The sequence below is a fragment of the Planococcus sp. PAMC 21323 genome (genome assembly GCF_000785555.1).
Classification (GTDB): domain Bacteria; phylum Bacillota; class Bacilli; order Bacillales_A; family Planococcaceae; genus Planococcus.
The window spans coordinates 1,159,637-1,181,305 of record NZ_CP009129.1 but is presented as its reverse complement, the minus strand read 5'-3'; the positions used below and the strand labels follow the sequence as shown (position 1 = coordinate 1,181,305).

23 protein-coding genes and 2 other annotated features are annotated in these 21,669 nt (G+C 39.8%); of the genes, 2 read left to right on the top strand and 21 right to left on the bottom strand.

What is annotated here, in order from left to right; genetic code table 11:
- Positions 1-7: 7 nt before the first annotated feature.
- The 4 genes from PLANO_RS06000 to zapA form a co-directional block, all read right to left on the bottom strand.
- On the bottom strand, positions 8-2,368 hold the full coding sequence (locus PLANO_RS06000) for an endonuclease MutS2 (protein ID WP_038703563.1): 2,361 nt from the start codon (positions 2,366-2,368) through the stop codon (positions 8-10).
- Positions 2,369-2,467: 99 nt separating this feature from the next.
- Positions 2,468-4,177: a DNA polymerase/3'-5' exonuclease PolX gene (gene polX / locus PLANO_RS05995; RefSeq protein ID WP_038703562.1), complete on the bottom strand. Its 1,710-nt coding sequence runs from the start codon at positions 4,175-4,177 to the stop codon at positions 2,468-2,470.
- 56 nt (positions 4,178-4,233) lie between these two features.
- A complete protein-coding gene (locus PLANO_RS05990; protein ID WP_038703561.1) occupies positions 4,234-4,770 on the bottom strand; it encodes a CvpA family protein in 537 nt (178 codons plus the stop codon).
- Between the two features lie 5 nt (positions 4,771-4,775).
- Positions 4,776-5,036, bottom strand: a complete 261-nt coding sequence (gene zapA / locus PLANO_RS05985; protein WP_038703560.1) for a cell division protein ZapA — start codon at positions 5,034-5,036, stop codon at positions 4,776-4,778.
- Between the two features lie 82 nt (positions 5,037-5,118).
- Between zapA and rnhC the strand changes: the two genes are divergently transcribed.
- On the top strand, positions 5,119-6,048 hold the full coding sequence (rnhC, locus tag PLANO_RS05980; protein WP_038703559.1) for a ribonuclease HIII: 930 nt from the start codon (positions 5,119-5,121) through the stop codon (positions 6,046-6,048).
- A gap of 73 nt (positions 6,049-6,121) precedes the next feature.
- Here the strand turns inward: rnhC and PLANO_RS05975 are convergent, their stop codons facing one another.
- From PLANO_RS05975 to PLANO_RS05920, 12 genes are all read right to left on the bottom strand, one after another.
- Positions 6,122-7,138, bottom strand: coding sequence for a hypothetical protein (locus PLANO_RS05975; protein WP_038703558.1), 1,017 nt, complete (start codon positions 7,136-7,138; stop codon positions 6,122-6,124).
- A 12-nt stretch (positions 7,139-7,150) separates the two neighbouring features.
- Positions 7,151-7,585 (bottom strand): type II secretion system protein, encoded by a 435-nt coding sequence (locus PLANO_RS05970; protein ID WP_038703557.1) that lies wholly within the window; start codon positions 7,583-7,585, stop codon positions 7,151-7,153.
- Positions 7,582-7,944, bottom strand: coding sequence for a type IV pilus modification PilV family protein (locus tag PLANO_RS05965; RefSeq protein WP_038703556.1), 363 nt, complete (start codon positions 7,942-7,944; stop codon positions 7,582-7,584). The genes PLANO_RS05970 and PLANO_RS05965 overlap by 4 nt, the downstream gene beginning before the upstream one ends.
- Positions 7,945-8,107: 163 nt before the next feature.
- On the bottom strand, positions 8,108-10,507 hold the full coding sequence (gene pheT, locus PLANO_RS05960) for a phenylalanine--tRNA ligase subunit beta (protein ID WP_038703555.1): 2,400 nt from the start codon (positions 10,505-10,507) through the stop codon (positions 8,108-8,110).
- Between the two features lie 14 nt (positions 10,508-10,521).
- Entirely contained in the window at positions 10,522-11,559 is a 1,038-nt protein-coding gene (pheS, locus tag PLANO_RS05955) for a phenylalanine--tRNA ligase subunit alpha (protein ID WP_038703554.1), read from the bottom strand.
- Positions 11,560-11,597: 38 nt separating this feature from the next.
- Positions 11,598-11,825: a binding site (T-box leader), on the bottom strand.
- A gap of 45 nt (positions 11,826-11,870) precedes the next feature.
- Complete coding sequence (locus PLANO_RS05950) at positions 11,871-12,638, bottom strand: TrmH family RNA methyltransferase (RefSeq protein WP_038703553.1); 768 nt, start codon at positions 12,636-12,638, stop codon at positions 11,871-11,873.
- A gap of 46 nt (positions 12,639-12,684) precedes the next feature.
- Positions 12,685-13,134 (bottom strand): small multi-drug export protein, encoded by a 450-nt coding sequence (locus tag PLANO_RS05945; protein WP_038703552.1) that lies wholly within the window; start codon positions 13,132-13,134, stop codon positions 12,685-12,687.
- Positions 13,131-13,634 (bottom strand): hypothetical protein, encoded by a 504-nt coding sequence (locus PLANO_RS05940; protein WP_038703551.1) that lies wholly within the window; start codon positions 13,632-13,634, stop codon positions 13,131-13,133. The genes PLANO_RS05945 and PLANO_RS05940 overlap by 4 nt, the downstream gene beginning before the upstream one ends.
- Positions 13,624-13,839, bottom strand: a complete 216-nt coding sequence (locus PLANO_RS05935; RefSeq protein ID WP_038703550.1) for a helix-turn-helix transcriptional regulator — start codon at positions 13,837-13,839, stop codon at positions 13,624-13,626. Before PLANO_RS05935 ends, PLANO_RS05940 begins: the two co-directional genes overlap by 11 nt.
- A 466-nt stretch (positions 13,840-14,305) precedes the next feature.
- Entirely contained in the window at positions 14,306-15,205 is a 900-nt protein-coding gene (locus tag PLANO_RS05930; protein WP_231554756.1) for a nuclease-related domain-containing protein, read from the bottom strand.
- A 320-nt stretch (positions 15,206-15,525) separates the two neighbouring features.
- Positions 15,526-16,614: a M42 family metallopeptidase gene (locus PLANO_RS05925; RefSeq protein ID WP_038703549.1), complete on the bottom strand. Its 1,089-nt coding sequence runs from the start codon at positions 16,612-16,614 to the stop codon at positions 15,526-15,528.
- A 75-nt stretch (positions 16,615-16,689) separates the two neighbouring features.
- Complete coding sequence (locus PLANO_RS05920) at positions 16,690-17,175, bottom strand: dUTP diphosphatase (protein WP_038703548.1); 486 nt, start codon at positions 17,173-17,175, stop codon at positions 16,690-16,692.
- A gap of 93 nt (positions 17,176-17,268) precedes the next feature.
- Between PLANO_RS05920 and PLANO_RS05915 the strand changes: the two genes are divergently transcribed.
- Entirely contained in the window at positions 17,269-17,655 is a 387-nt protein-coding gene (locus PLANO_RS05915) for a hypothetical protein (RefSeq protein WP_038703547.1), read from the top strand.
- A 9-nt stretch (positions 17,656-17,664) separates the two neighbouring features.
- Here the strand turns inward: PLANO_RS05915 and PLANO_RS05910 are convergent, their stop codons facing one another.
- The 5 genes from PLANO_RS05910 to thrS all read right to left on the bottom strand — a co-directional run bounded on the left by PLANO_RS05910 (position 17,665) and on the right by thrS (position 21,544).
- A complete protein-coding gene (locus PLANO_RS05910) occupies positions 17,665-17,937 on the bottom strand; it encodes a DUF1294 domain-containing protein (RefSeq protein ID WP_052124285.1) in 273 nt (90 codons plus the stop codon).
- Between the two features lie 253 nt (positions 17,938-18,190).
- A complete protein-coding gene (gene rplT, locus PLANO_RS05905) occupies positions 18,191-18,550 on the bottom strand; it encodes a 50S ribosomal protein L20 (protein WP_006831130.1) in 360 nt (119 codons plus the stop codon).
- Positions 18,551-18,599: 49 nt separating this feature from the next.
- Positions 18,600-18,800, bottom strand: a complete 201-nt coding sequence (gene rpmI, locus PLANO_RS05900) for a 50S ribosomal protein L35 (protein ID WP_008432253.1) — start codon at positions 18,798-18,800, stop codon at positions 18,600-18,602.
- A 27-nt stretch (positions 18,801-18,827) separates the two neighbouring features.
- Positions 18,828-19,334 (bottom strand): translation initiation factor IF-3, encoded by a 507-nt coding sequence (gene infC, locus PLANO_RS05895; RefSeq protein ID WP_038703546.1) that lies wholly within the window; start codon positions 19,332-19,334, stop codon positions 18,828-18,830.
- An 83-nt stretch (positions 19,335-19,417) separates the two neighbouring features.
- Positions 19,418-19,558: a sequence feature (ribosomal protein L20 leader region), on the bottom strand.
- Between the two features lie 57 nt (positions 19,559-19,615).
- On the bottom strand, positions 19,616-21,544 hold the full coding sequence (gene thrS, locus PLANO_RS05890; protein WP_038703545.1) for a threonine--tRNA ligase: 1,929 nt from the start codon (positions 21,542-21,544) through the stop codon (positions 19,616-19,618).
- Between the last annotated feature and the right edge of the window lie 125 nt (positions 21,545-21,669).

Sequence of the window (21,669 nt, the reverse complement as noted above, 5' to 3'; positions counted from 1 at the left end):
CGGAAACTTACTTTAATTCAGCGACAGTTACACCAGAGCCGCCTTCTCCTGCTTCACCAAAACGATAACTTTTTACGCGCGGGTGTTTTTTCAAATATTGCTGAACACCTTGACGAAGTGCCCCCGTTCCTTTTCCGTGAATAATCGATACTTGGTGGTAGTTTGATAATAACGCATCGTCTAAGTATTTTTCAACACGTGCTAATGCATCTTCGTATCGTTCACCACGCAAATCAAGCTCCATTTTCACATGGCTATCGCGATCTTTTAATGTTGCCATAGTCCGCGTTTCTTTTTGCTTTTCTGGTTTTGTGAATGACAAATCGGATTCAGGTAGTTTCATCTTCAAAATACCAATTTGGACAATCCATTCATTTTTAGATACTTTTTCAACCAAGGTTCCTTTTTGACCGAAAGAAATAACTTTAACTTCATCATTAGGCTGCAATGGCTTTGCCGCATTGTCTTTTGCTGCTTTTTTCAAAATGCGATTTTCAGGCATAGCGTCTTCTAATCGTTTTTTCGCATTGATCAATTCATGCTCTTTGACAGATGAGCCTTGATTGAGTTGCATTTTACGTAATTCCGAAATAACACTTTCTGCTTCTGCTCTAGCTTGGTCCACAATTTTTCGCGCTTTTTCTTTTGCTTTTTCTTCTCGTTGTTCTTTTTGTTGCTCGTATTCTTCAAGTTGCTGAGCCAACTCTTTTTTCAATTGCTCTGATTCTGATAAGACTTCTTGCGTACGCTCCGCATCTTGTTCTGCTTCACGACGACTTTTTTCAAGAGATGCAATCATTGAATCCACTGCTTTACTATCGGTTCCTGTAAAACTCTTCGCGTGGCTAATAATATGCTCTGGCAATCCAAGACGCTTCGAAATTTCAAATGCATTGCTTCGTCCTGGTACACCGATCAATAACCGATATGTTGGGCTCAATGTTTCCACATCAAATTCTACACTGGCATTTGCAACACCCGGGCGATTATATCCATATGCTTTAAGTTCTGGATAATGCGTTGTTGCGATAACTCGCGCACCTCTGCCATGAACTTCATCTAATAAGGAAATCGCAAGTGCTGCTCCTTCTTGAGGATCTGTACCCGCTCCAAGCTCATCAAATATAACAAGTGAGTTTTCGTCAAACTTCGTCAAAATATCAACAATGTTAACCATATGAGATGAGAATGTACTTAAACTTTGTTCAATCGACTGCTCATCACCGATATCTGCAAATATTTGATCGAATACAGCAAGTTCAGAACCATCAAGTGCTGGTACGGGCAAACCAGATTGCGCCATTAATGTTGCAAGTCCAACCGTTTTCAAGGTTACCGTCTTACCGCCGGTGTTTGGTCCAGTAATCACAATAGCCGTAATGTCTCGTCCAAATTCAATATCATTGGGCACCACTTCATCTTTTGGAATCATTGGGTGACGCGCTTTTTTCAAGTTAATATAGCCTTCTGTATTCATGGTTGGTTTTGTACCTTTATGTGCAGAACCGTATTTTGCTTTTGCTAAAATCAAATCGACTTCACCAAGCACATCGACTAGTACGAATAATTCGTGTGCTACTTCTTGTACTTGTGCGGACAGTATCAATAAAATACGATCAATTTCTTCTTTTTCTTTCATTTTTAAGCGACGTACTTCGTTATTGGCTTGTACGACAGAATCGGGTTCAATAAATAAGGTTTGACCAGATGACGATTGGTCATGAACAATTCCGCCGTAATGGCTGCGATATTCTTGTTTGACGGGAATAACAAAACGGTCATTGCGAATTGTCACAATCGAATCCGATAACATTTTCGATGCATTTTTACCTCGAACTAAACTTTCCAGTCGTTCACGAACACGGCTTTCTTGCGTGCGTAATTGCTGACGAATTGAGCGTAACTCTGAACTAGCACTATCCAAAACACCGCCGTTGTCATCAATACAAATATTGATGGCATGTTCAAGTGCAGTTAAAATGGGCATCGATTCTTTTTTCTCTATAAAATGCGGGATCTGTACAACGCCTTCTTCTTGAATAGTTTCGAAAAACTGGCGTAAAATACGGCTCGCGCGAACAGTAGAGGAAACTTCCATCAATTCCATTGGACTCAGGCTACCGCCAATTTGCGCTCTTCTCGCTTGAAGGCGAATATCAAAAATGCCGCCCATTGGGACATTATTTTTCACACGCAATACTTGTGCGCCTTCGTCCATTTGTTCTAACAATCGATTAACTTTGTTTATATCAGTAGACGGCAATAAATTGTCTACATGTGCTTTTCCGAGTGACGAAGTGCAATACTTCGCTACTTCATCTCGGATTTTATAAAATTCAAGTGTTCTTAATGCGCGTTCAGCGATCATTTAAGAACCTCCTAACTTTCAATATATGTTAAGTATTATGTCGATATTCCCCAGAATTCTCTGCTGTTCTGCTCGATATCTCAATGCGTTGAAGATTTGTTATTTCGACTTATTGATAAAAGCTTTGAACTTTTCAAGTGACCATGTATTGACGACCGTGTCTTTTTTCAGCCATGCTTTTTGAGCATGCTTAACTCCTGTTTCCATAACTTCTAATCCTTCAATTGCATGTGCGTCTGTATTTATAGCGACTGGTACACCTTTTTCTTGTGCCATCACTAAATAGGGTACTGCCAAATCTAGACGGTACGGACTTGCGTTTAGTTCAACAATTTTGCCGTATTCTTTTGCCCAATCTAAAATTTGTTCAACATCCGGATTATAGCCGTCACGCTGCCCGACAATTCTTCCCGTCGGATGCGCAATCATGTGAACATGTGGATTTTTCATCGCCGTTAAAATTCGCTCCATAATTTGCTCTTGCGGCTGTTGGAAACTCGAATGGATGCTAGCAATGACAAAGTCTAATTGTTTGAGCATGTCATCATCAAAATCTAAGGTAGCGTCCGGCAAAATATCCATCTCTGTACCTGAAAATACGCTAATCTCTGTGTATTTTTTATTCAACTCACGAATTTGAGCGTTTTGGTCTGTTAATCGTTCAGGCGTTAATCCATTGGCAACTTTTAAATACTGTGAATGATCCGTGATGACCATGTATTCATATGATTTTGCCACACATGCGTCAATCATTTCAGTTAATGAATTGGCGCCATCAGACCAAGTGGTGTGCATATGCAAATCGCTCACAATATCTTCAATCTTCACTAATTCCGGTAATTCTTCAATACGATCGAGTTCGCGACCATCTTCACGCACAGATGGCGGAATAAAAGGCAAACCAAAATGAGCGAAAAATTCGGTTTCAGTAGAAAACGTTTCGATGCTACCGTCTTCTTGTTCAACACCGTATTCACTAATTTTCTTGTTTTGCGATTTAGCTAATTGACGCATTCTTATATTATGATCTTTTGATCCGGTAAAATGATGAAGCGCTGTCACAAATTCTTCTGGTGCTACCAATCGGAAATCGACATCAATCGGCTCTAAAACTTCTACAGTTACAGAAACTTTGGTGTCTCCAGATGCAATGGTTTCCTGGATAGGTAATGCCGCAAGCAATTGCTCTTTTACTTTTGCCGGCTCAGCCGTTGCGATAATAAAGTCGATGTCTTTACTCGTTTCTTTTGTCCGACGGAAACTGCCAGCTACTGAAAACTCAGTAACTTCCGCAATGGACGTTAAGACGTCTGTAATAAATGCCACTGTTTCTTCCGTTTTCCATATAGGCTGACGGTCAGGTTTTGTTTCAAAGTCATTGAGTTCTTTTAAAATCTTTTCTTCTGATTTCGGACCGAATCCCGGAAGTTTTTGAATTTCTTCGTTTAAACAAGCTGCTTTCAACGCTTCCATTGAATCAATACCTAATTCTTTATACAGTTTGGCGATTTTTTTACCGCCTAAGCCTTGAAGTTTCATCATGGGAAGAAGCCCTTTTGGCACTTCTTCTTGAAGTTCTTCGAGAACAGTGGATTTATTGTCGTTAATCAGCTCGAGTATCACGTCACCCGTTCCTTTGCCAATACCTTTAAGCTTTGTGACGTCTTCAATTTCTCCCAGGCTACGCTGGTCTAATTCTAATGCTTGCGCAGCTTTTCGGAAAGCCGATACTTTAAACGGGTTTTCCCCTTTTAGTTCCATATATAATGCAATTTTTTCAAGTGTTCTGATGATGATTTTTTTATTCACCAAAAGCCCTCCCCGTTTCGATTAAAAAAACTTCCCTCGTAAGAGAGAAGTTCCTACTACATATAAATATACCACCATTCTTTTACTTTCTCAGAGAAATAAGGTGTATGCTCAAGCATTGACTGTGCAATTCCAGAATTCTCTAATTGGTTTTGTATTGCATCTATTGGAAGCAATGCAAATACATAAATGAAAATAAACAATAGTATGTATGCTTCGACAAATCCTAACACTGCACCGAGTATTTTGCTGAAAAAACCAAGTACCGGTAAATACTTTAAGAAATCAAACATCGATGCAATTAATTGCAATGCGAATTTAACAACAAAGAAAATAATCGCAAATGCTAATAGTTGATAGAAGGTTTGATCCAAGTCTAATTGGTCTACTACAAGCGTAAATTGGGAATTTTCGTTAATAGCTGGGTAAGGAATCCACAGAACGAAGTATTCAGACAAGGGTTTATAGTAGGTATACGCCGCGACTAAAGCAATTACAAACCCAACCATATGAATCAACTGGACAACAAAACCTCTTTTTGCGCCCACGATGATGCCACCGATCAGTAAGACGAGTAAAAGTATATTAAGCATTCACGTCAACCTTTCAGTACTTTTAATTCATTTTCTAATTGTTCTACTTGCTCTTTCAGTTTAAGATAGTCATGTACCGCATTTGATGCAGTCAAGACGGCAAGCTTTGCTTGATCTAGTGATGGATTTGCGGCATTGATTTCTCTCATCTTGCTATCGACCATTGATGCTACAAGACGCATATGACCAGAAGTTTCAGTTCCAACCATTTTATAGGTGTTGCCATAGATGTCAACGACCGTGTGAATTTTATGTTGCTCTGACAATGCAATATCCCCCTTTGGAATTCTATAATTCATCATACCATGAAAGCAATCCTATTGTGAATCAAAGAAAGGTGACTCGTCCATGTCTAATACTGTTTTGAAACTACCGGAACAAAGTCTTCTCCAAGTGATCGCCCATTATCAAAAAAATAAAACAGTTTCAAAAAATCCATATGCACGATTTAGCGCAAAATTATCTGACACAGTCGTGACGGTTTACACATCTGGAAAAGTGATGTTTCAAGGAAACGGGGCAGACCGAGAAGCAGCTAAATGGGGAACAGCTCCTGCTTCCAACAAAGTCGTCTCTGCTAAAGGCGATAAACTGCCGGAAGGCTTTGCCAAACAATCGGTACTCGGATCTGACGAAACAGGTACCGGTGACTTTTTCGGCCCAATTACAGTCGCTGCTTGCTACGTGCCAGCAGACAAAGTTGAACTTGCTTATGAACTCGGCGTAAAAGATTCTAAACAATTAACGGATGACTGGATGCGTAAAGTTGCACCCGACATAAAAGAAGCTTTTGCTCATAGTGTGCTTACGTTAAATAACGACAAATACAATAAAGTGCAAGGGCAAGGCTGGTCACAAGGAAAAATCAAAGCATTGCTTCACAATCAAGCACTCAAGCATGTACTAGCTAAAATTGCTCCTGAGAAACCCGATGCTATTTTAATCGATCAATTTGCCGAACGCGCGATTTACTATAAACACATTAAAGACGAAACGGAAATTATCCGAGAAAATGTCTTGTTTTCTACAAAAGCAGAAGGTCTTCACGTATCTGTTGCTTGCGCATCAATCATCGCTCGTGTTGCGTTTCTTGATGAAATGGACCGGATGAGTGCAGAAGCTGGAGTTGTGTTGCCAAAAGGTGCCGGTAAGATTGTTGATGAGGCTGCTGCGAAAATTCTTTTAAAGCATGGTGAAGAGACTTTGAAAGGACTGACGAAGTTTCATTTTGCAAATACGAAAAAGGCAATTGCTTTAGCAAAGCGTTTTTCACACTAGAAGTTGTAACATTGCACATACTAAATGTTTATTAGCAAAACAAAAACGGAACAGTTTTGTTCCGTTTTTTACTCTATTTATACGTGGCATTAATCTTTTCTATTAATCTCCATTTGGTAAGATCTTTATATCCATAGCCAGGTAAATTACAACCGTCTTTTGTTGCTGTATTTACAGGGAATGAAGATGCCCATGTAGGCTTGGGGTCTATTTTTTTCCCTTTAATATAAACATCTCCATTGATGTAAATGCCACTATTACGAGTTTGGAATGCTGTTACATCAAATAAATTAACATCTCCATAAACAAAGATATATGTTTTGTTTCCAAAGTATGTTTCGTTTTCTAAGTATGTTTCGTTTAATAAGGATAGGCTTCCTTGTACTATTAGGCACGTATGATTTTGAGAATGAATACTTTTTCTTATATAAAGGTCTTTTCTAACTATAAGAGTTGAATCGTTACCACCACCTATTTTAAGATTATTGAGTATTAAGTGGTTTCCAAATATATATTCCCCTTTTTGCAAAGTCAATATAGGAATATCACTAAATTCTTCTACAGTCGTAAGACAATTATTCCCATTTTCTTTTTCAATGCACCCTGGATCACTTCTTCTAACTGGTTCGTTTCCAGTTGGTATTGGAAGAGTTGGTACCCCGGTAGAGTTAGTTAAATATAGATCTGCTTCTATTACTTCGTTGCCTCTTTCTCCAACTTCCCCTGTACTCTCTAGTTTAAGAACAATTTCTCCATTTTTAATTTCACATTCATTTTTCAGTAAAATCGTCGTATATTTCTTCGTACTTGTTCCCGATTCAACCTTAGGCACAGGCACGGTATTACAAAATGCAACTGCATCAGTGATAGTCATTCTATTATTGAAAACGTATTTATTTAGCTCGCTTTGATAATGTAATACTCCCATTTCCGCTTGGTGCCTTGCTTGAACTTGTTCTTCTTTTAGATCAAACTGCTTCGCCGCGTTCATATTCATTGCTAATAGTCCCATACCCATTATTGTAAATAGTACTACTAGCAGCATAACAAGTAAAAGTGCATAGCCTTTTTCATTGCGTATTTTCTCCATTCTTTTCCCTCCCTATTTCAATTTACTGAACGTAGTCTTAACATTAAACTCTTGGTTATTTTCAGATATTTTTAAATGGAAAGGTGTTGCTTTAGTTCTATTAAATAGAATTTCTTTATTAACATCACCGTTTATTAAAGTGTATTCATAACCACTTGAAATAATTTTTTCATTTGCATTATTAGTATCCAAGTACACTAACTTACTACCTTTAACTTTAATTTTAAATTCTGTTGGCACAGAATTTTTCTTTTCATTCTTTAGATATATCGAACGGATTTGTTCTATTATAAGATTTGATTCTTGCTGTAATTGTTGACGACTTGTCGTTCTTTCAGACGAGTTTGCACCGTTTGAAAATACAGACATAATTACGACTACAATAATCCCCAATATTGCTAGAGCCCCTAAAATTTCTACTAATGTGATTCCTTTATTATTTTTCATGGCGTTGCCTCAAAATACATTTCAGTAGTAAACTCTGGCTCATTAATTCCAGCTCCTGCTGGAGATTTCACTGTAATTTTTGCTAATTTTAATTTCTCAGGTCCCGGACTTATATTAATAATAATATCGTAGCCATCTTTTTTAAAAGTTATATTATTTTGATATTTCCCAACTCTTGCTTCGGCAACTACCTCTTCTGCCACTTGAATGTTAGTTAACTTTTCACTATTATGTGCTGTAAATTTAGCTGATTGCGTGAAGAAAGTCATGACGCTAACCAAGACGATCCCTAATATCACAACTGCCGCTAGAATTTCTACTAAAGATATGCCTCTTTCATTTTGTATTAGCCTCTTCATAAGAGTACCCCCGTAATTCGTATTAGATAAATACTACCACATTTTCATCGTTTTGAAGCAAAAAGTCCTATAAAAAGTAAATTTATTATATCATCATGCTTAAAATAACCAAAAAAAGGATGAACCCAAATGGATTCATCCTTTTTTAACTATAGAGCTCACGTTAACTTCTTAATTCTGCCCCAACTTCTGCTAAGGCAGCTAGCACTTTCTCATGCGCTTTTGTTACTTCTTCGTCCGTCAACGTTTTCTCAGGATCAAAGTATGTCAATGAGAAGGCGACAGATTTTTTGCCTTCTTCCATTTTGTCACCTTCGTAAAGGTCAAACACGCGAACGTCTTTTAAAAGTTTTCCGCCAGCGCTACGAATCACATTTTCGATCGTCGCTGCTTCCACAAATTTAGAAAGAACTAATGCTACGTCTCGTGACATTGACGGGTAACGTGGTACTTGTGTGTAAACTAACGCTTCTGTTTCCAGATTCAATAAAGCTGCTAAGTTTAATTCGAGTACCACTGTTGTTTTCAAATCGCGTGCTTTTTGCTCAGACGGGTGTAATTGACCAATAACACCAATGCGTTGACCATTTAATTTGATAAAGGCCGTTCTGCCCGGGTGCAAGTCATCCATTTGACCGCGTTCGAATGTTAATTCAGTTCCAAGTTTCGCGCCAAGACCTTCTACAATGCCTTTCAGCACAAAAAAGTCGACTGGTTTTTTCTCGCCTTGCCAGCTATTATCTAGCCACAATCCAGTGATTGCCACAGCTATATGCTCTTGTTCGTTTAATAGCTCGTCTTTTCCTTTTAAGAAAACCGCTCCAGTTTCATACATTGCTACAGAGTCCATTCTTCTGGCAGTGTTGTACGTAACAGATTCCAATAAATGTGGCAATAAGCTTTGACGTAAAATGCTACGTTCTTCACTCATTGGCATTAATAAACGTGTCGTTTCTGTTGGATCCAAAGCAAACTGTTTTGCCGACTTTTCAGAAGTTAACGAATACGTCGTTGCTTGCAATAACCCTGCACCTTCTAAAAAGTTACGAACAATGCGACGTTTAGCTTGATAAGGTGTTAAACCACCTGGAGTTGTTTCCGCTTCTGGTAATGTTGCAGGAATTTCATCATATCCGTGTAAGCGCGCAATTTCTTCAATAACATCTTCAGGAATTTGAATATCTTGACGACGTGTCGGTACAGAAATAACCAATTGACCATTTACTGCTTCAGTAGTGAATTTCAATCGGTTTAAAATATCTAGCATTTCTTCAAAAGCAATTTTCATCCCAAGACGGCTGTTAATAAAGTCCGGTGACACTTTAACGATTTTTTCTTCTTTCGATACTTTGTCGAAAATAACAGATCCAGACAATACTTCCCCACCAGCGAGCTCAGACAATAATTGTGCTGCACGTTCAGCTGCTGGAATAACACGATTTGGATCTACACCTTTTTCAAAACGTGAACTTGCATCGCTGCGAAGACCATGGTCTCTTGAAGTTTGACGAACAGATCCTGACTCGAAATAAGCAGATTCGATTACAACCGTTGTCGTTGCATCGCTCACTTCTGAGTTTGCACCGCCCATTACCCCAGCAATTGCCACTGGTTTTTCACCATTCGTAATGACTAATTGATGAGCAGATAATTTACGTTCCGCATCATCTAAAGTCGTAATCATTTCGCCTTCTTTAGCGTGACGAACGGTAATATTCCCTGTTTCCAACAAATCGTAGTCAAACGCATGAAGAGGCTGACCGTATTCCATCAGTACATAGTTGGTAACGTCGACAACATTGTTATGTGGACGCACACCAGCAGCCATTAAACGTTGTTGTAGCCACATGGGCGATTCTTGTACTTTAATGTTGCGGACAACTTTTGCTACATACAAGGGATTAGCTTCTGGTGCGTCAACCGTTAATGTCAGCATTGAAGCCGCTGTATCTGTTGCTTCTTTATAACTGATTTCCGGTAATTTAACTTCTTCAGATAAAATTGCACCAACTTCATAAGCTACACCTAACATACTCATTGCATCTGCACGGTTTGGTGTTAAATCTAATTCTAAAATCGTATCGTTTAAATCGAAGTTCGCAATAACGTCTGATCCTGTTTCTGCGTCTTCTGGTAATACATAGATACCTTCAGCGTAAGCTTTCGGCACAAGCTTGCCTTCAATACCTAGTTCTTGAAGCGAACAAATCATACCATTCGATTCTTCTCCACGAAGTTTCGCTTTTTTGATTTTCATACCACCTGGAAGTTTAGCTCCTGGGCGTGCCACAATTACTTTTTGGCCAGCTGCAATGTTCGGTGCCCCGCAAATAATCTGTGTTGTTTCTTCGCCAACATTTACTTGGCAAATTGATAATTTATCTGCTTCAGGGTGTTTGACACACGATTCAACATAGCCCACAACGACATTTGTCATGCCGTGAGAACGGTCGATTACTGCATCTACTTCGATACCTGAACGCGTTATTTTTTCACCTAATTCAGCAGGTGGTAATTGTTGTGTATTTACATAGTCTTTCAACCAATTAATGGATACGAGCATGTTTTATTTCCTCCTTAAAGTTCCGTACGTTGGAATTGAGATAAAAAGCGAACATCATTAGTGTAGAAATGACGGATGTCTTCGACGCCATATTTTAACATCGCAATACGTTCTGGACCCATACCAAAAGCAAATCCAGTTAAACGTTTCGAATCATAACCGGCCATTTCAAGTACATTCGGATGCACCATTCCAGCGCCCAGAATTTCAATCCAGCCTGTTTTTTTGCAAACGTTGCAGCCACTGCCACCACATTTAAAGCATGAAATATCCATTTCAACAGAAGGCTCTGTGAACGGGAAGAAACTTGGACGAAGACGGATTTCACGATCATCGCCGAACATTTTCTTAGCAAATACAGAAAGTGTTCCTTTCAAGTCGCTCATGCGGATGTCTTCACCGATAACCAATCCTTCGATTTGAGTGAATTGGTGTGAATGCGTCGCATCGTCACTATCACGGCGGTATACTTTCCCCGGACAAATAATTTTAATCGGCTCTCCGCCTTTTGCTTCCATTGTCCGTGCTTGAACTGGAGACGTGTGCGTGCGGAGTAAAATATCTTCTGTTATATAAAAGGAATCTTGCATATCGCGAGCTGGGTGACCTTTCGGCAAGTTCAAAGCTTCAAAGTTATAATAGTCTTTTTCAACTTCCGGGCCTTCTGCTACTTCATAACCCATCGAGATAAATAAATCCTCAATTTCCTCAACAACACGCGTTAATGGATGTGAGTTACCTGTTTTTACAGGACGTCCTGGTAAAGTGATATCGATCGTTTCACTTTGCAATTTCGCATTGATCGCTTCTTCTTCTAAAAGTACCATGCGACTTTCCAATTGCGTTGTTACTTCTTCACGAACCACATTTACTAAAGCACCCATCTTCGGACGTTCTTCAGCTGGTAGTTTACCCATGCCTTTCAACAAATCCGTTATCGGTCCTTTTTTCCCTAAATACGCGACACGAACATCATTTAATTCTTTAACAGTCGATGCTTCAGCAATTTTTTCTAATGCCTTTGTTTTCAATTCCTGCAATTGTGCTTCCATTTTTTCTCCTCCTTAGACAGTAAAAAGCCCCGTCCCAGAAAAGGGACGAGGCATTATTCGCGGTACCACCCTAGTTATTGCAAATTAGCAATCACTTGTTTACATAACGGCTCTTCACCGGCCTATCTTTACAGTATTTCTACTGGTCCCGTTAGGCAGCTCGCGGGGTGAACTTCTGAGGCGTTTACATATCCACACTTCCAGTCAAGGTGCAGAATCTCTGTAATGTAAGGGCGCAACATACTTTTCCCAATCTTCGCTTTTACTTATTTACCTCTTCATTATACGAAAGTTCTCTGGTTTTATCAAACTTAGTTTTTCGGAACTAAACTATACAATAAAATTCCTGTAGCCACTGCCACATTTAACGATTCTGCACTGCCGTAAAGCGGCACCATTAAGTTTTGATCTGTTTGTTGTAAAAGAACCGGATCGACACCACTGCCTTCATTGCCAACAATTAACGCAAACTGCTCAAGCGTTTTTGCTTCGTGAACGGGCGTTGAGTTTTGAAGCGCTGTTCCGAAAATAGTAATGCCACTTGCTTTTGTTTGTTCGGTCCATTCCATCAATTCCCCTTTAACGATAGGAATTTGGAAATGAGATCCTTGTGCTGAACGAACCGTTTTCGGATTATACGGATCTGCACAACCTTTACCAAGAATAACGGCATCAATCCCGCTAGCTGAAGCCGTACGAATCATGGTTCCGATATTGCCTGGATCTTGAACAGCATCGATCATTAACAGCTTTGTCCATGATTTTTGCTCGTCTTCAGTAAACTCAGGTTGTGCGCAATGAGCGAAAATTCCTTGCGTGTGCTCAGTTTCCGAAATCTCTTTTGCTACAGCAGCTGTTACCGAATAATGTGCAACGCCTTCAATATCCCAACCTTCTGGAATGTCGACGCCTTCGCGCACAATTAATGATTTCACAAGATCTTTTTTGTGAAGTGCTTCTTCAGTTAAATGAAACCCTTCTACTAAGAATTCCGCGAATTTATCGCGCTCTTTCCGGGTGGTGCTGAGCTTTTTCCAATGCTTAACGAGTGAGTTTTGGTTAGATTCAATTCTTTTCATTATACGTTCACGCCTTTATTTCAGAATAGCTCAAGTATAGCACAGCTTAGATTTTATCCGTGAAGAAATCAAAGCCAAGTGCTGTCAAAAGTCCAAAGACAAGCGTCCACGCAGCAATGCTAATGGTCAGCCAAACAGTCGTATTCTTTTTTGTCGCACCTAGCGTCATTCCGATAAACGCGGCAATATGCGTACCGATTAAAATGGGTCCGAGCATGGCAAGGCCTGGTAAGCCGTACCGATTCCAAATCTGTTTGGCGCGTTCGCTTTTTTTGTTGGTAGTTTTGCCTTTAGCTTCTTGACGTTTGTTATACCATACCTTGAAACGGTCAAATCCAACGATCAATGCCAACACCGTTACCATATTGCCGATAAACGCTAACATCATTACCCAAAAAGGAGATAAGCCCCAAACAATGCCAAGCGGAATGACTAAGGCGATTTCAAACCAAGGAATTGCCGCTCCTAAAAAGACAAGAATGTATTCATAAATCATTCGGGTTCCTCCTTCAAATGCGCGCGGATTGCTTTGTAGTAAATGACGTATTGCAAGAAAGCGACAATCAATATAGTGAGCACTGTATAAATTCTTGGTAACGGTGAAAACATAGCAAATACCGCTAACGCCGGTAAACTCCATGTCATAAAGGTGTACACTTTTTGTGAAGCCATGCGCGTAATATGCGTCATACCTTCATCCTGTTCTAAATATTCGGGTGGGCGAATAGCAAAAGAAGGAATTTTTTGTGTCGGATTCATTTTGTTATGGCGTCTCATCTTCATATAAAAAACAAACAGCATCAAGAGATACACTAAGATTGACCCTAAAATAATAAATCCTTGCACGACACCATATTCAACCAGTATGCTTTGTTCATTTTCAGTAAGGATGATATCGCTTGTCATTGGTGAATTGACTCCGAATAAGAAAATTCCTAACACACCGATAAACCCCATCATCCACAGTGGGTACTGCATCCGAAAATCATTTTTCATGTTCATCGTCCTCCTCTAACCAAAATAAGTCGTTGACGTTGGTTTGCAACGCTTTTGCTAGTTTAAGCGAAAGGGTAATCGAAGGTGAAAACTCTCCTTTTTCAATAAAAGCAATCGTTTGTCGCGTGACATCCACTTGCTTGCCGAGATCGCTTTGTGTGAAGCCGTACCGAGCCCTAAGTTCTTTCACTCGATTTTTAAGCATCTGCTTCATCCTTCCTTTTTCATGTTCGGTTTATATAACATAATGTACACTTTACTTAACATTAAGTCAATTATTATGTACATTAATTTGTTTTACGAGACTTTATTTGCGGAGTGAACGAGTTTATTTGCGGGATAGAGATCGTTGTTTGCGCTATCTCGCGTTTTGTTTGCAGCGAGCGAAAGTTTGTTTGCGCAATACGCTCCTTTGTTTGCAAAACTCAAAAAAAGCTTCTCACTTGAGTGAAAAGCTAGTTTCGAAAGAATAATAATGCTCTGGGAGTTTTAAACGAGTACGCACCTAGTGGTCTATGACTCTTTATTTGCGGCATATGCGGCTTTATTTGCGGCATAGAGAGTGTTGTTTGTACAATCCCTTGCTTTGTTTGCGGCGAGTGAAAGTTTGTTTGCGCAATTCCTTGCTTTGTTTGCAAAACACAAAAAAAGCTTCTCACCGGAGTGAAAAGCTAATCTTTATTCTTCAATTGATAGGTCCGGTTGCGTAATGCACCGGCAATCTCAAAATCAAAAGTTGACAACAAGCGAGACGCCACAAATGGAGAATCAATATTACAAAACTGCCTTAACTGCTTATTGCTTAGTTGAGTATGGACGAGTGAAAAATATTCCTGAACCGTCGTTTCAAATGCATGTAGATCTACTGTTTGGCACAACTCGCACATCCAGCCGCACCGATATTTCCGGAACATTCGATGATTTTTACAACTCGCACAAAAAATACCGGGCTTTAGTTCAGCAAAAGCTATAGTGTATAGCTGACATAAAGGAAGCCGCTTATAAGGGGTTTGATGTTTTTGAAGAAGTTTATCGATTTTCGATAAATTGGGTTGGGTATTCATGTCGGGGAAAGAGTTGAGTATGTGAAATAAATGGTCAATCAATTGATACGTTTTACAGACAACGCTATTTTGAGGTTTCGTAATAAATTCACATTGTTTAGATGTAAATACAACAATACCTTTGATCGGTAACTGGATTTTATTCATTTTAAAAAATTTCGTTAGAAAGCGAATGTTTTTATTTAATTGAATTGTAGGATCTTCCATTACCGTGCGTTGGCCTTCTATGTCTGTCCGAGCAAATTCGCCTGTTTGATGATCAAAATAAAGCTGTCCACTAATGTTTTTCGATTCCACAATAATCGCGCCACGTTCTGTCAGCAATAAGCCGTCTATTTGAATTTTCCATTCGCCAAGTGACAAGCAAACATTCTGCAAAAAGCGGTAGTTTTCTTCTGGACTAAATTCCACCAACTTCCGCGCTAGCCTTGTTTCCCCTCGTTCTCCAGCAGCACTTCGATATAACTCGACTTGTAGAAATTGGCGTTGTGGATGATGTTCAGGCAAGCGGTATAACAGTCTTTCGAGCGACTATGTTTGAGACAGTAAAACGAGTTCTTTTCTGTGCATAGAGCACCTCCTATCAGAATAAATAGAGTATAGCATTCTTTTTAAAACCTGAAAATCTCTAGATGGATGCTTTTCGCAAGCGAAAAGCGAAAAACCTTTAATTGTTTGCGCGATGAACGAGATTGTTTGCGGGATACACACCGTTGTTTGCGCTATCTCGCGCTTTGTTTGCGGCGAGCGGAAGTTTATTTGCGCTAAACGGCACTTTGTTTGCAAAACACAAAAAACCCTTCGCCTAAGCGAAGGGTTCTCTATTTTTATTCGAATGTAATACGAGCGACTGTGTCTTTGTCGAGTTTTTTGATGACTTCGATGATTAACTTTACTGCGTTTTCATAATCGTCGCGGTGCAGAATTCCTGCGTGCGAGTGAATATAGCGAGTAGCTACACCGATCGCTAGTGCTGGAACACCGTTTGCTGTTAAGTGAATCGATCCAGCGTCAGTTCCGCCGCCTGCGATTGTTTCAAATTGATACGGAATGCCTGCTTCTTCAGCCGTGTCGACCACAAGTTCACGTAGACCGCGGTGAGAAACCATAGAAGCATCGAAAAGTAATAATTGCGGGCCATCGCCCATTTTGCTATTCGATTCTTTGCTCGTGATTCCCGGCGTGTCCCCAGCAATGCCAACGTCTACTGCAAAACCGATATCTGGCTGAATTTTAGCAGTCGCTGTTTTAGCGCCACGCAAGCCGATTTCTTCTTGAACAGTGCCTACTCCGTAAACTACGTTCGGATGGTCAACACCTTTAAGTCCTTTTAAGACGTCAATTGCAATCGCACAACCGATACGGTTATCCCAAGCTTTTGCCATCAATAATTTGTCGTTGTTCATAACCGTAAATTCAAAATATGGAGTTACCATATCGCCTGGCGTAATGCCCCATTCTTTTACTTCTTCACGAGACGATGCGCCGATATCGATAAACATATCTTTAATTTCGACAGGTTTTTTGCGTGCTTCAGGTGTTAAAATATGCGGTGGCTTTGATCCAATGACACCTGTAATTTCTTTATCGTTACGAGTTGTAATCGTCACGCGTTGCGCTAACATAACTTGTGACCACCAGCCGCCTACTGGTTGGAATTTCAAAAAGCCTTTTTCATCAATTTGCGTGATCATAAAGCCAACTTCATCTAAATGACCCGCTACCATAATTTTGGGTCCGTCAGCCAAACCCTCTTTTTTGGCAATCAAGCTTCCAAGACCGTCTGTTTCGATTGAATCCGCATATGGTTCTATGTATTTCTTCATGACCTCGCGTGACTGGCGTTCATTTCCGGGAATGCCATTCGCATCAGTCAATTCTTTTAACATTAATTGTGTTTCATCTAATTTCGTCATTATTTCGACCTCCTAAATAATTCATTGCTTGTTTATTATAAAGGAATTTCTACCAATTATCAAAACATTCGTTTATTAGTACCCATCATGTTGACGATTGTAATTGGTTTTGTTTTTTTGAATATACGCATCAAGCACTTCTTCATAATTAAATTCAAGCGCACGTGCTAATCCGCCGTAACAACTCCATACTTCCATGTAATTAGACATTGAGTAATTTTCAAGAAATTCTTGAATGGCTTTTTGCGTGCGGAGAAATAATTCCGTAAGCTCTTTTTCTGCTATTGGGTCTGGCCAATTTTCCAACGTGTCCAAGTTTTTTTCAATGCCGAGCGACAATAAGAAATGGATAGAATCCACATACTCTTCTAGTATGACAGATCGTTCTGACGCGCCTTTAGTGCTCCAAAATTTAAAGCAGCGTGTTTCATTTGCCAGTTCTGCTAGCTCTACTAATAAAGCTAAACCTTTCTTGCGAAATACATCTTCATTGATATTCTGATTTGATTGAATAAAACGATCGAGTTCTTCCTGCATTTTGAACAATTCTTGTAATTTCATACAAATCTCCCCTTTATTCTATTAAATCGTGAAACTTAACGACTTTCAACTCGTATACTAACTATAGAAATATGTAGACAGGAGGTAATTCAAATGGCTTTTCTTATACGCCTCATTGTATTGGCATTAATCATTTATTTATTTTATCGATTGATCCGTTATATCGTGGATCCGAAAAGGAAATTGGATGCCGCTCTTGAAGCAGGAAATTATTATTTTTTAGACGATGTGAAAAATGTTCAGAAAAACTTTTTCATCTCACTTCGCGGCGTGTTGTTTGAAGGTGAGAAATACCTTGGTACGACTGAACAATCTTTTGAAGTCGTTTCGATTTTTGTATGGGTTGCAGATCCTGATCAATTGCAAGGCTTTACAAAAGAAGATTTCCGCTTTCTTGAAAAAGAAATTTTGATGAATTATCCAGAAGCTCATATCAGCTGGAAAAATCCCATTGAACGCCTGATGAAACAAGAAGAATAATTCCTTAATTTATAAGAAGTTTTGATAACTCCAAATTAAAAATGCACCATCGAGTAGAGCTAATACTAAAAATCCGATGCGAAAATTGGTGTGTTTTGTTTTATGACGAAATGCCATCATGCCAAGATACGCACCAATTCCGCCACCGAATATGGCGACTGTCCATAAGTTTTTCTCAGGGATTCGTTGACCACGGTTTTGCGCTTGGTGTTTATCGATTTTCATCATAACAAAAGCCATGACTGTCAAGATTGCCATATATACAAAGATAATCAAAAACATTGGATTTTCCCCCATAAGAAAAGACTGACGAAAAATCGTCAGTCTTTTTTATTGTAGCGTTAAATGCCTATGCATTGCAGCTTTCTAGTTGTGTGATGTCTATGGACTGCGATGAACAGGCACTTTCGCTTTTATTATCTAGCTGCAATGCCTAGACCCTCGGGACTTAAGTCAACCCACCTGTGCGGCAAAAAGCGCCGCTTCGGTGGTCCGTCTTAAGCCTGTCGGGTCTGAACAGGCACTTTCGCTTTTATTACTTAGTTACTGCTTTTTTCGCTTGGTCAACCAATGCTGTGAATGCAGCTGCATCAGATACAGCGATTTCAGCTAGCATTTTACGGTTGATGTCGATACCAGCAACTTTTAATCCGTGCATAAGGCGGCTGTATGAAATTTCGTTCATACGAGCTGCTGCGTTGATACGTGTGATCCAAAGTCTACGGAAATCACGTTTTTTGTTACGACGGTCACGGTAAGCATAGTTACCTGACTTCATTACCTGTTGGTTTGCTACTTTGAAAAGGATGTGCTTTGCACCATAATAACCTTTTGCTAATTTAATGACCTTTTTACGACGCTGACGCGTCACTGTTCCACCTTTTACGCGTGGCATATCACATTACCTCCTGCTGAATATAAAAAATTCGATTTTTTGTTACGGTTTATTTCATGTTATAGATTAATGATTTGATGCGTTTCAAGTCGCCTGAAGAAACAAGTTTCCCTTTACGAAGTTTACGCTTTTGCTTTGTAGATTTGTTTGCGAATAAGTGGCTAGTGTGTGAGCTGTGGCGTCTTACTTTACCAGTACCCGTTTTTTTGAAACGTTTTGATGCACCGCTATGGCTTTTCATTTTCGGCATTTCGAATTCCTCCTAAACAATGATCTCTTATTCTTTTTCGTTAACTGGTGCAAGCATCAAGAACATGCTGCGACCATCCATTTTCGGGCGCTGCTCAACTGTTGCAACTTCTTTGCACGCTTCTGCGAAACGTTCAAGTACACGTTGTCCAATTTCTTTGTGCGTAATCGCACGGCCTTTAAAACGAATAGAAGCTTTCACTTTGTCGCCTTTTTCAAGGAACTTGATCGCATTGCGAAGTTTCGTGTTGAAATCGTGATCGTCAATTGAAGGGCTTAAGCGTACTTCTTTAACGATAATCACTTTCTGATTTTTACGGATTTCACGATCTTTCTTCTGCTGCTCAAACTTGAATTTACCATGGTCCATGATTCGAGCAACCGGCGGCTTAGCTTGAGGAGCCACAAGAACAAGATCCAAGTTGACACGAGCTGCAATTTCAAGTGCTTCGATACGTGTTTTGATGCCAAGTTGTTCACCGTTTTGATCAATAACTCGCAACTCACGTGCACGAATACCGTCATTTACATTAATGTCTTTGCTAATAGTAATCCACCTCCGGATAGTGTCGCGAATAGCTTAAATGTGTGAACCGGCCGAACCGGTTTACAGGGTTCCGATCAAAACAAAAGCGGGTGAACCAGAGAGGTTCACCCGCAAATATGACAACACGCGTCTTTCTGCGTGTAAAAGTCAATCGTGTATACCTGCCAACAATCGGTCGATCAGGTGAGAAGCGGGTGCTCCTGCTTGCACATATAAGTATTCTATAACCTTATTCATAATATCATGTGTAACAAACACTGTCAAGCTGATTAACGAAGTTCGCTTTGAACCAGTTTTACAAAGTCTTCAAACGGCATACTTTCTGATTTCTGTTCGCCGTATTTACGAACATTTACAGAACCGTCTTCTACCTCTTTGTCACCGATAACTAGCATGTACGGTACTTTTTGCATTTGCGCTTCGCGAATCTTATAGCCCAGTTTTTCATCACGCTCATCAATGTCTACGCGAATTTTGTGAGACTGTAGTTTTTCTTGAAGTTCTTTTGTATACGCACTATGCACATCTAGCGATACGGGGATCAGCTCAACTTGAACAGGTGCAAGCCATGTCGGGAATGCCCCTTTATATTCTTCGATCAAGAACGCGACAAAACGCTCCATTGTGGAAACGACACCGCGGTGAATAACGACTGGACGGTGTTGCTTGCCATCTTCGCCAATATACGATAACTCAAAACGTTCTGGTAGAAGAAAGTCTAATTGAACAGTCGACAATGTTTCTTCTTTTCCAAGAGCCGTTTTCACTTGAACATCAACTTTCGGTCCGTAAAATGCTGCTTCGCCTTCTACTTCAATATAGTCAACATCCAATTCATCCATTGCTTCTTTTAACATTGCTTGTGCACGGTTCCACATCGCGTCGTCATCAAAATACTTTTCTTTGTCTTCTGGGTCGCGGTAAGACAAGCGGAACGAATAATCATTAATATTAAAATCTTTGTAAACTTCAACAATTAAATTCACAACACGTTTAAACTCTTCTTTAATTTGGTCTGGACGAACAAATAAATGCGCATCGTTTAACGTCATTCCACGAACACGCTGAAGTCCTGATAATGCACCGGACATTTCATAACGATGCATCAAACCAAGTTCCGCGATACGAACTGGCATTTGACGGTACGAATGAATACCTTGTTTAAAGATCATCATATGATGTGGGCAGTTCATTGGACGTAATACCAATTCTTCATTGTCCATTTTCATCACAGGGAACATATCATCTTGGTAATGATCCCAATGTCCGCTTGTTTTATATAATTCCACGCTACCCATTACCGGCGTATAAACGTGATCGTAGCCTAGACGTTCTTCTTTATCAACAATATAACGCTCGATAATACGGCGAATTGTTGCACCTTTAGGAAGCCACATCGGCAAGCCTTGGCCTACTTTTTGAGAGTTCATGAATAAATTCAATTCTTTTCCGATTTTACGGTGGTCGCGCTCTTTTGCTTCTTCAAGCATTTCAAGATGCGCTTTTAAGTCTTCTTTTTTGAAAAAGGCAGTACCGTAAATACGTTGAAGCATTTTGTTGTCGCTGTTCCCTCTCCAATAAGCACCAGCTACACTTAGTAATTTAAATTCTTTTAATTTACCAGTAGATGGTACGTGAACACCACGGCAAAGATCGAAAAAGTCGCCTTGCTCGTAAATCGAAACTTGGTCGCCTTCAGGAATCGCTTCAAGAAGCTCTAATTTGTAAGGATCTTCGATTGCCGCAAAACGTTCTTGTGCTTCTGCACGTGTCACGTCATGGCGAATTATTTCAACGTTTTCATTAACAATTTTCTTCATTTCTTTTTCAATCAATGGCAAGTCTTCTGAAGTGATCGCTGTATCTGTGTCGATATCGTAATAAAAACCATGTTCAATTACTGGACCAATACCAAGTTTGGCATCTGGGTACATGCGTTTGATCGCTTGAGCTAATACATGCGCACTGCTGTGACGCAAAATTTCCAATGCTTCATCTGATTCAGGTGTCACGATGGCGATTTCCCCATCTTCAGTCAAAGGTGTACGTAAATCGACTAAACTGTCGCCTACTTTACCAGCCAATGCTTTTTTACGCAGTCCTGGGCTGATAGATTGTGCAATCTCTTCAGTTGTTACGCCTTGCTCAAATTCTTTTACCGCTCCATCAGGGAATGTTAGTTGAATCATGTCTGCCATGCCAATCTCTCCTTTTGATTATCTCTAGTGAAATGTCTAAACCACAGGGTCTGGTAGACGTTTCTTTATTAACTTGAATAAAAGTGAACTACAGAAGAATTCTGCTGCCCATATTTCGCAAGAGA

Excerpts from the sequence above, each read along its gene's own strand:
- PLANO_RS06000 (WP_038703563.1), bottom strand. The coding sequence starts at position 2,368 with ATGATCGCTGAACGCGCATTAAGAACACTTGAATTTTATAAAATCCGA.
- PLANO_RS05990 (WP_038703561.1), bottom strand. The coding sequence starts at position 4,770 with ATGCTTAATATACTTTTACTCGTCTTACTGATCGGTGGCATCATCGTG.
- rnhC (WP_038703559.1), top strand. The coding sequence starts at position 5,119 with ATGTCTAATACTGTTTTGAAACTACCGGAACAAAGTCTTCTCCAAGTG.
- PLANO_RS05975 (WP_038703558.1), bottom strand. The coding sequence starts at position 7,138 with ATGGAGAAAATACGCAATGAAAAAGGCTATGCACTTTTACTTGTTATG.
- PLANO_RS05970 (WP_038703557.1), bottom strand. The coding sequence starts at position 7,585 with ATGAAAAATAATAAAGGAATCACATTAGTAGAAATTTTAGGGGCTCTA.
- PLANO_RS05965 (WP_038703556.1), bottom strand. The coding sequence starts at position 7,944 with ATGAAGAGGCTAATACAAAATGAAAGAGGCATATCTTTAGTAGAAATT.
- pheT (WP_038703555.1), bottom strand. The coding sequence starts at position 10,507 with ATGCTCGTATCCATTAATTGGTTGAAAGACTATGTAAATACACAACAA.
- pheS (WP_038703554.1), bottom strand. The coding sequence starts at position 11,559 with ATGGAAGCACAATTGCAGGAATTGAAAACAAAGGCATTAGAAAAAATT.
- PLANO_RS05950 (WP_038703553.1), bottom strand. The coding sequence starts at position 12,638 with ATGAAAAGAATTGAATCTAACCAAAACTCACTCGTTAAGCATTGGAAA.
- PLANO_RS05945 (WP_038703552.1), bottom strand. The coding sequence starts at position 13,134 with ATGATTTATGAATACATTCTTGTCTTTTTAGGAGCGGCAATTCCTTGG.
- PLANO_RS05940 (WP_038703551.1), bottom strand. The coding sequence starts at position 13,634 with ATGAAAAATGATTTTCGGATGCAGTACCCACTGTGGATGATGGGGTTT.
- PLANO_RS05935 (WP_038703550.1), bottom strand. The coding sequence starts at position 13,839 with ATGCTTAAAAATCGAGTGAAAGAACTTAGGGCTCGGTACGGCTTCACA.
- PLANO_RS05925 (WP_038703549.1), bottom strand. The coding sequence starts at position 16,614 with ATGACGAAATTAGATGAAACACAATTAATGTTAAAAGAATTGACTGAT.
- PLANO_RS05920 (WP_038703548.1), bottom strand. The coding sequence starts at position 17,175 with ATGAAATTACAAGAATTGTTCAAAATGCAGGAAGAACTCGATCGTTTT.
- PLANO_RS05915 (WP_038703547.1), top strand. The coding sequence starts at position 17,269 with ATGGCTTTTCTTATACGCCTCATTGTATTGGCATTAATCATTTATTTA.
- PLANO_RS05910 (WP_052124285.1), bottom strand. The coding sequence starts at position 17,937 with ATGTTTTTGATTATCTTTGTATATATGGCAATCTTGACAGTCATGGCT.
- rplT (WP_006831130.1), bottom strand. The coding sequence starts at position 18,550 with ATGCCACGCGTAAAAGGTGGAACAGTGACGCGTCAGCGTCGTAAAAAG.
- rpmI (WP_008432253.1), bottom strand. The coding sequence starts at position 18,800 with ATGCCGAAAATGAAAAGCCATAGCGGTGCATCAAAACGTTTCAAAAAA.
- thrS (WP_038703545.1), bottom strand. The coding sequence starts at position 21,544 with ATGGCAGACATGATTCAACTAACATTCCCTGATGGAGCGGTAAAAGAA.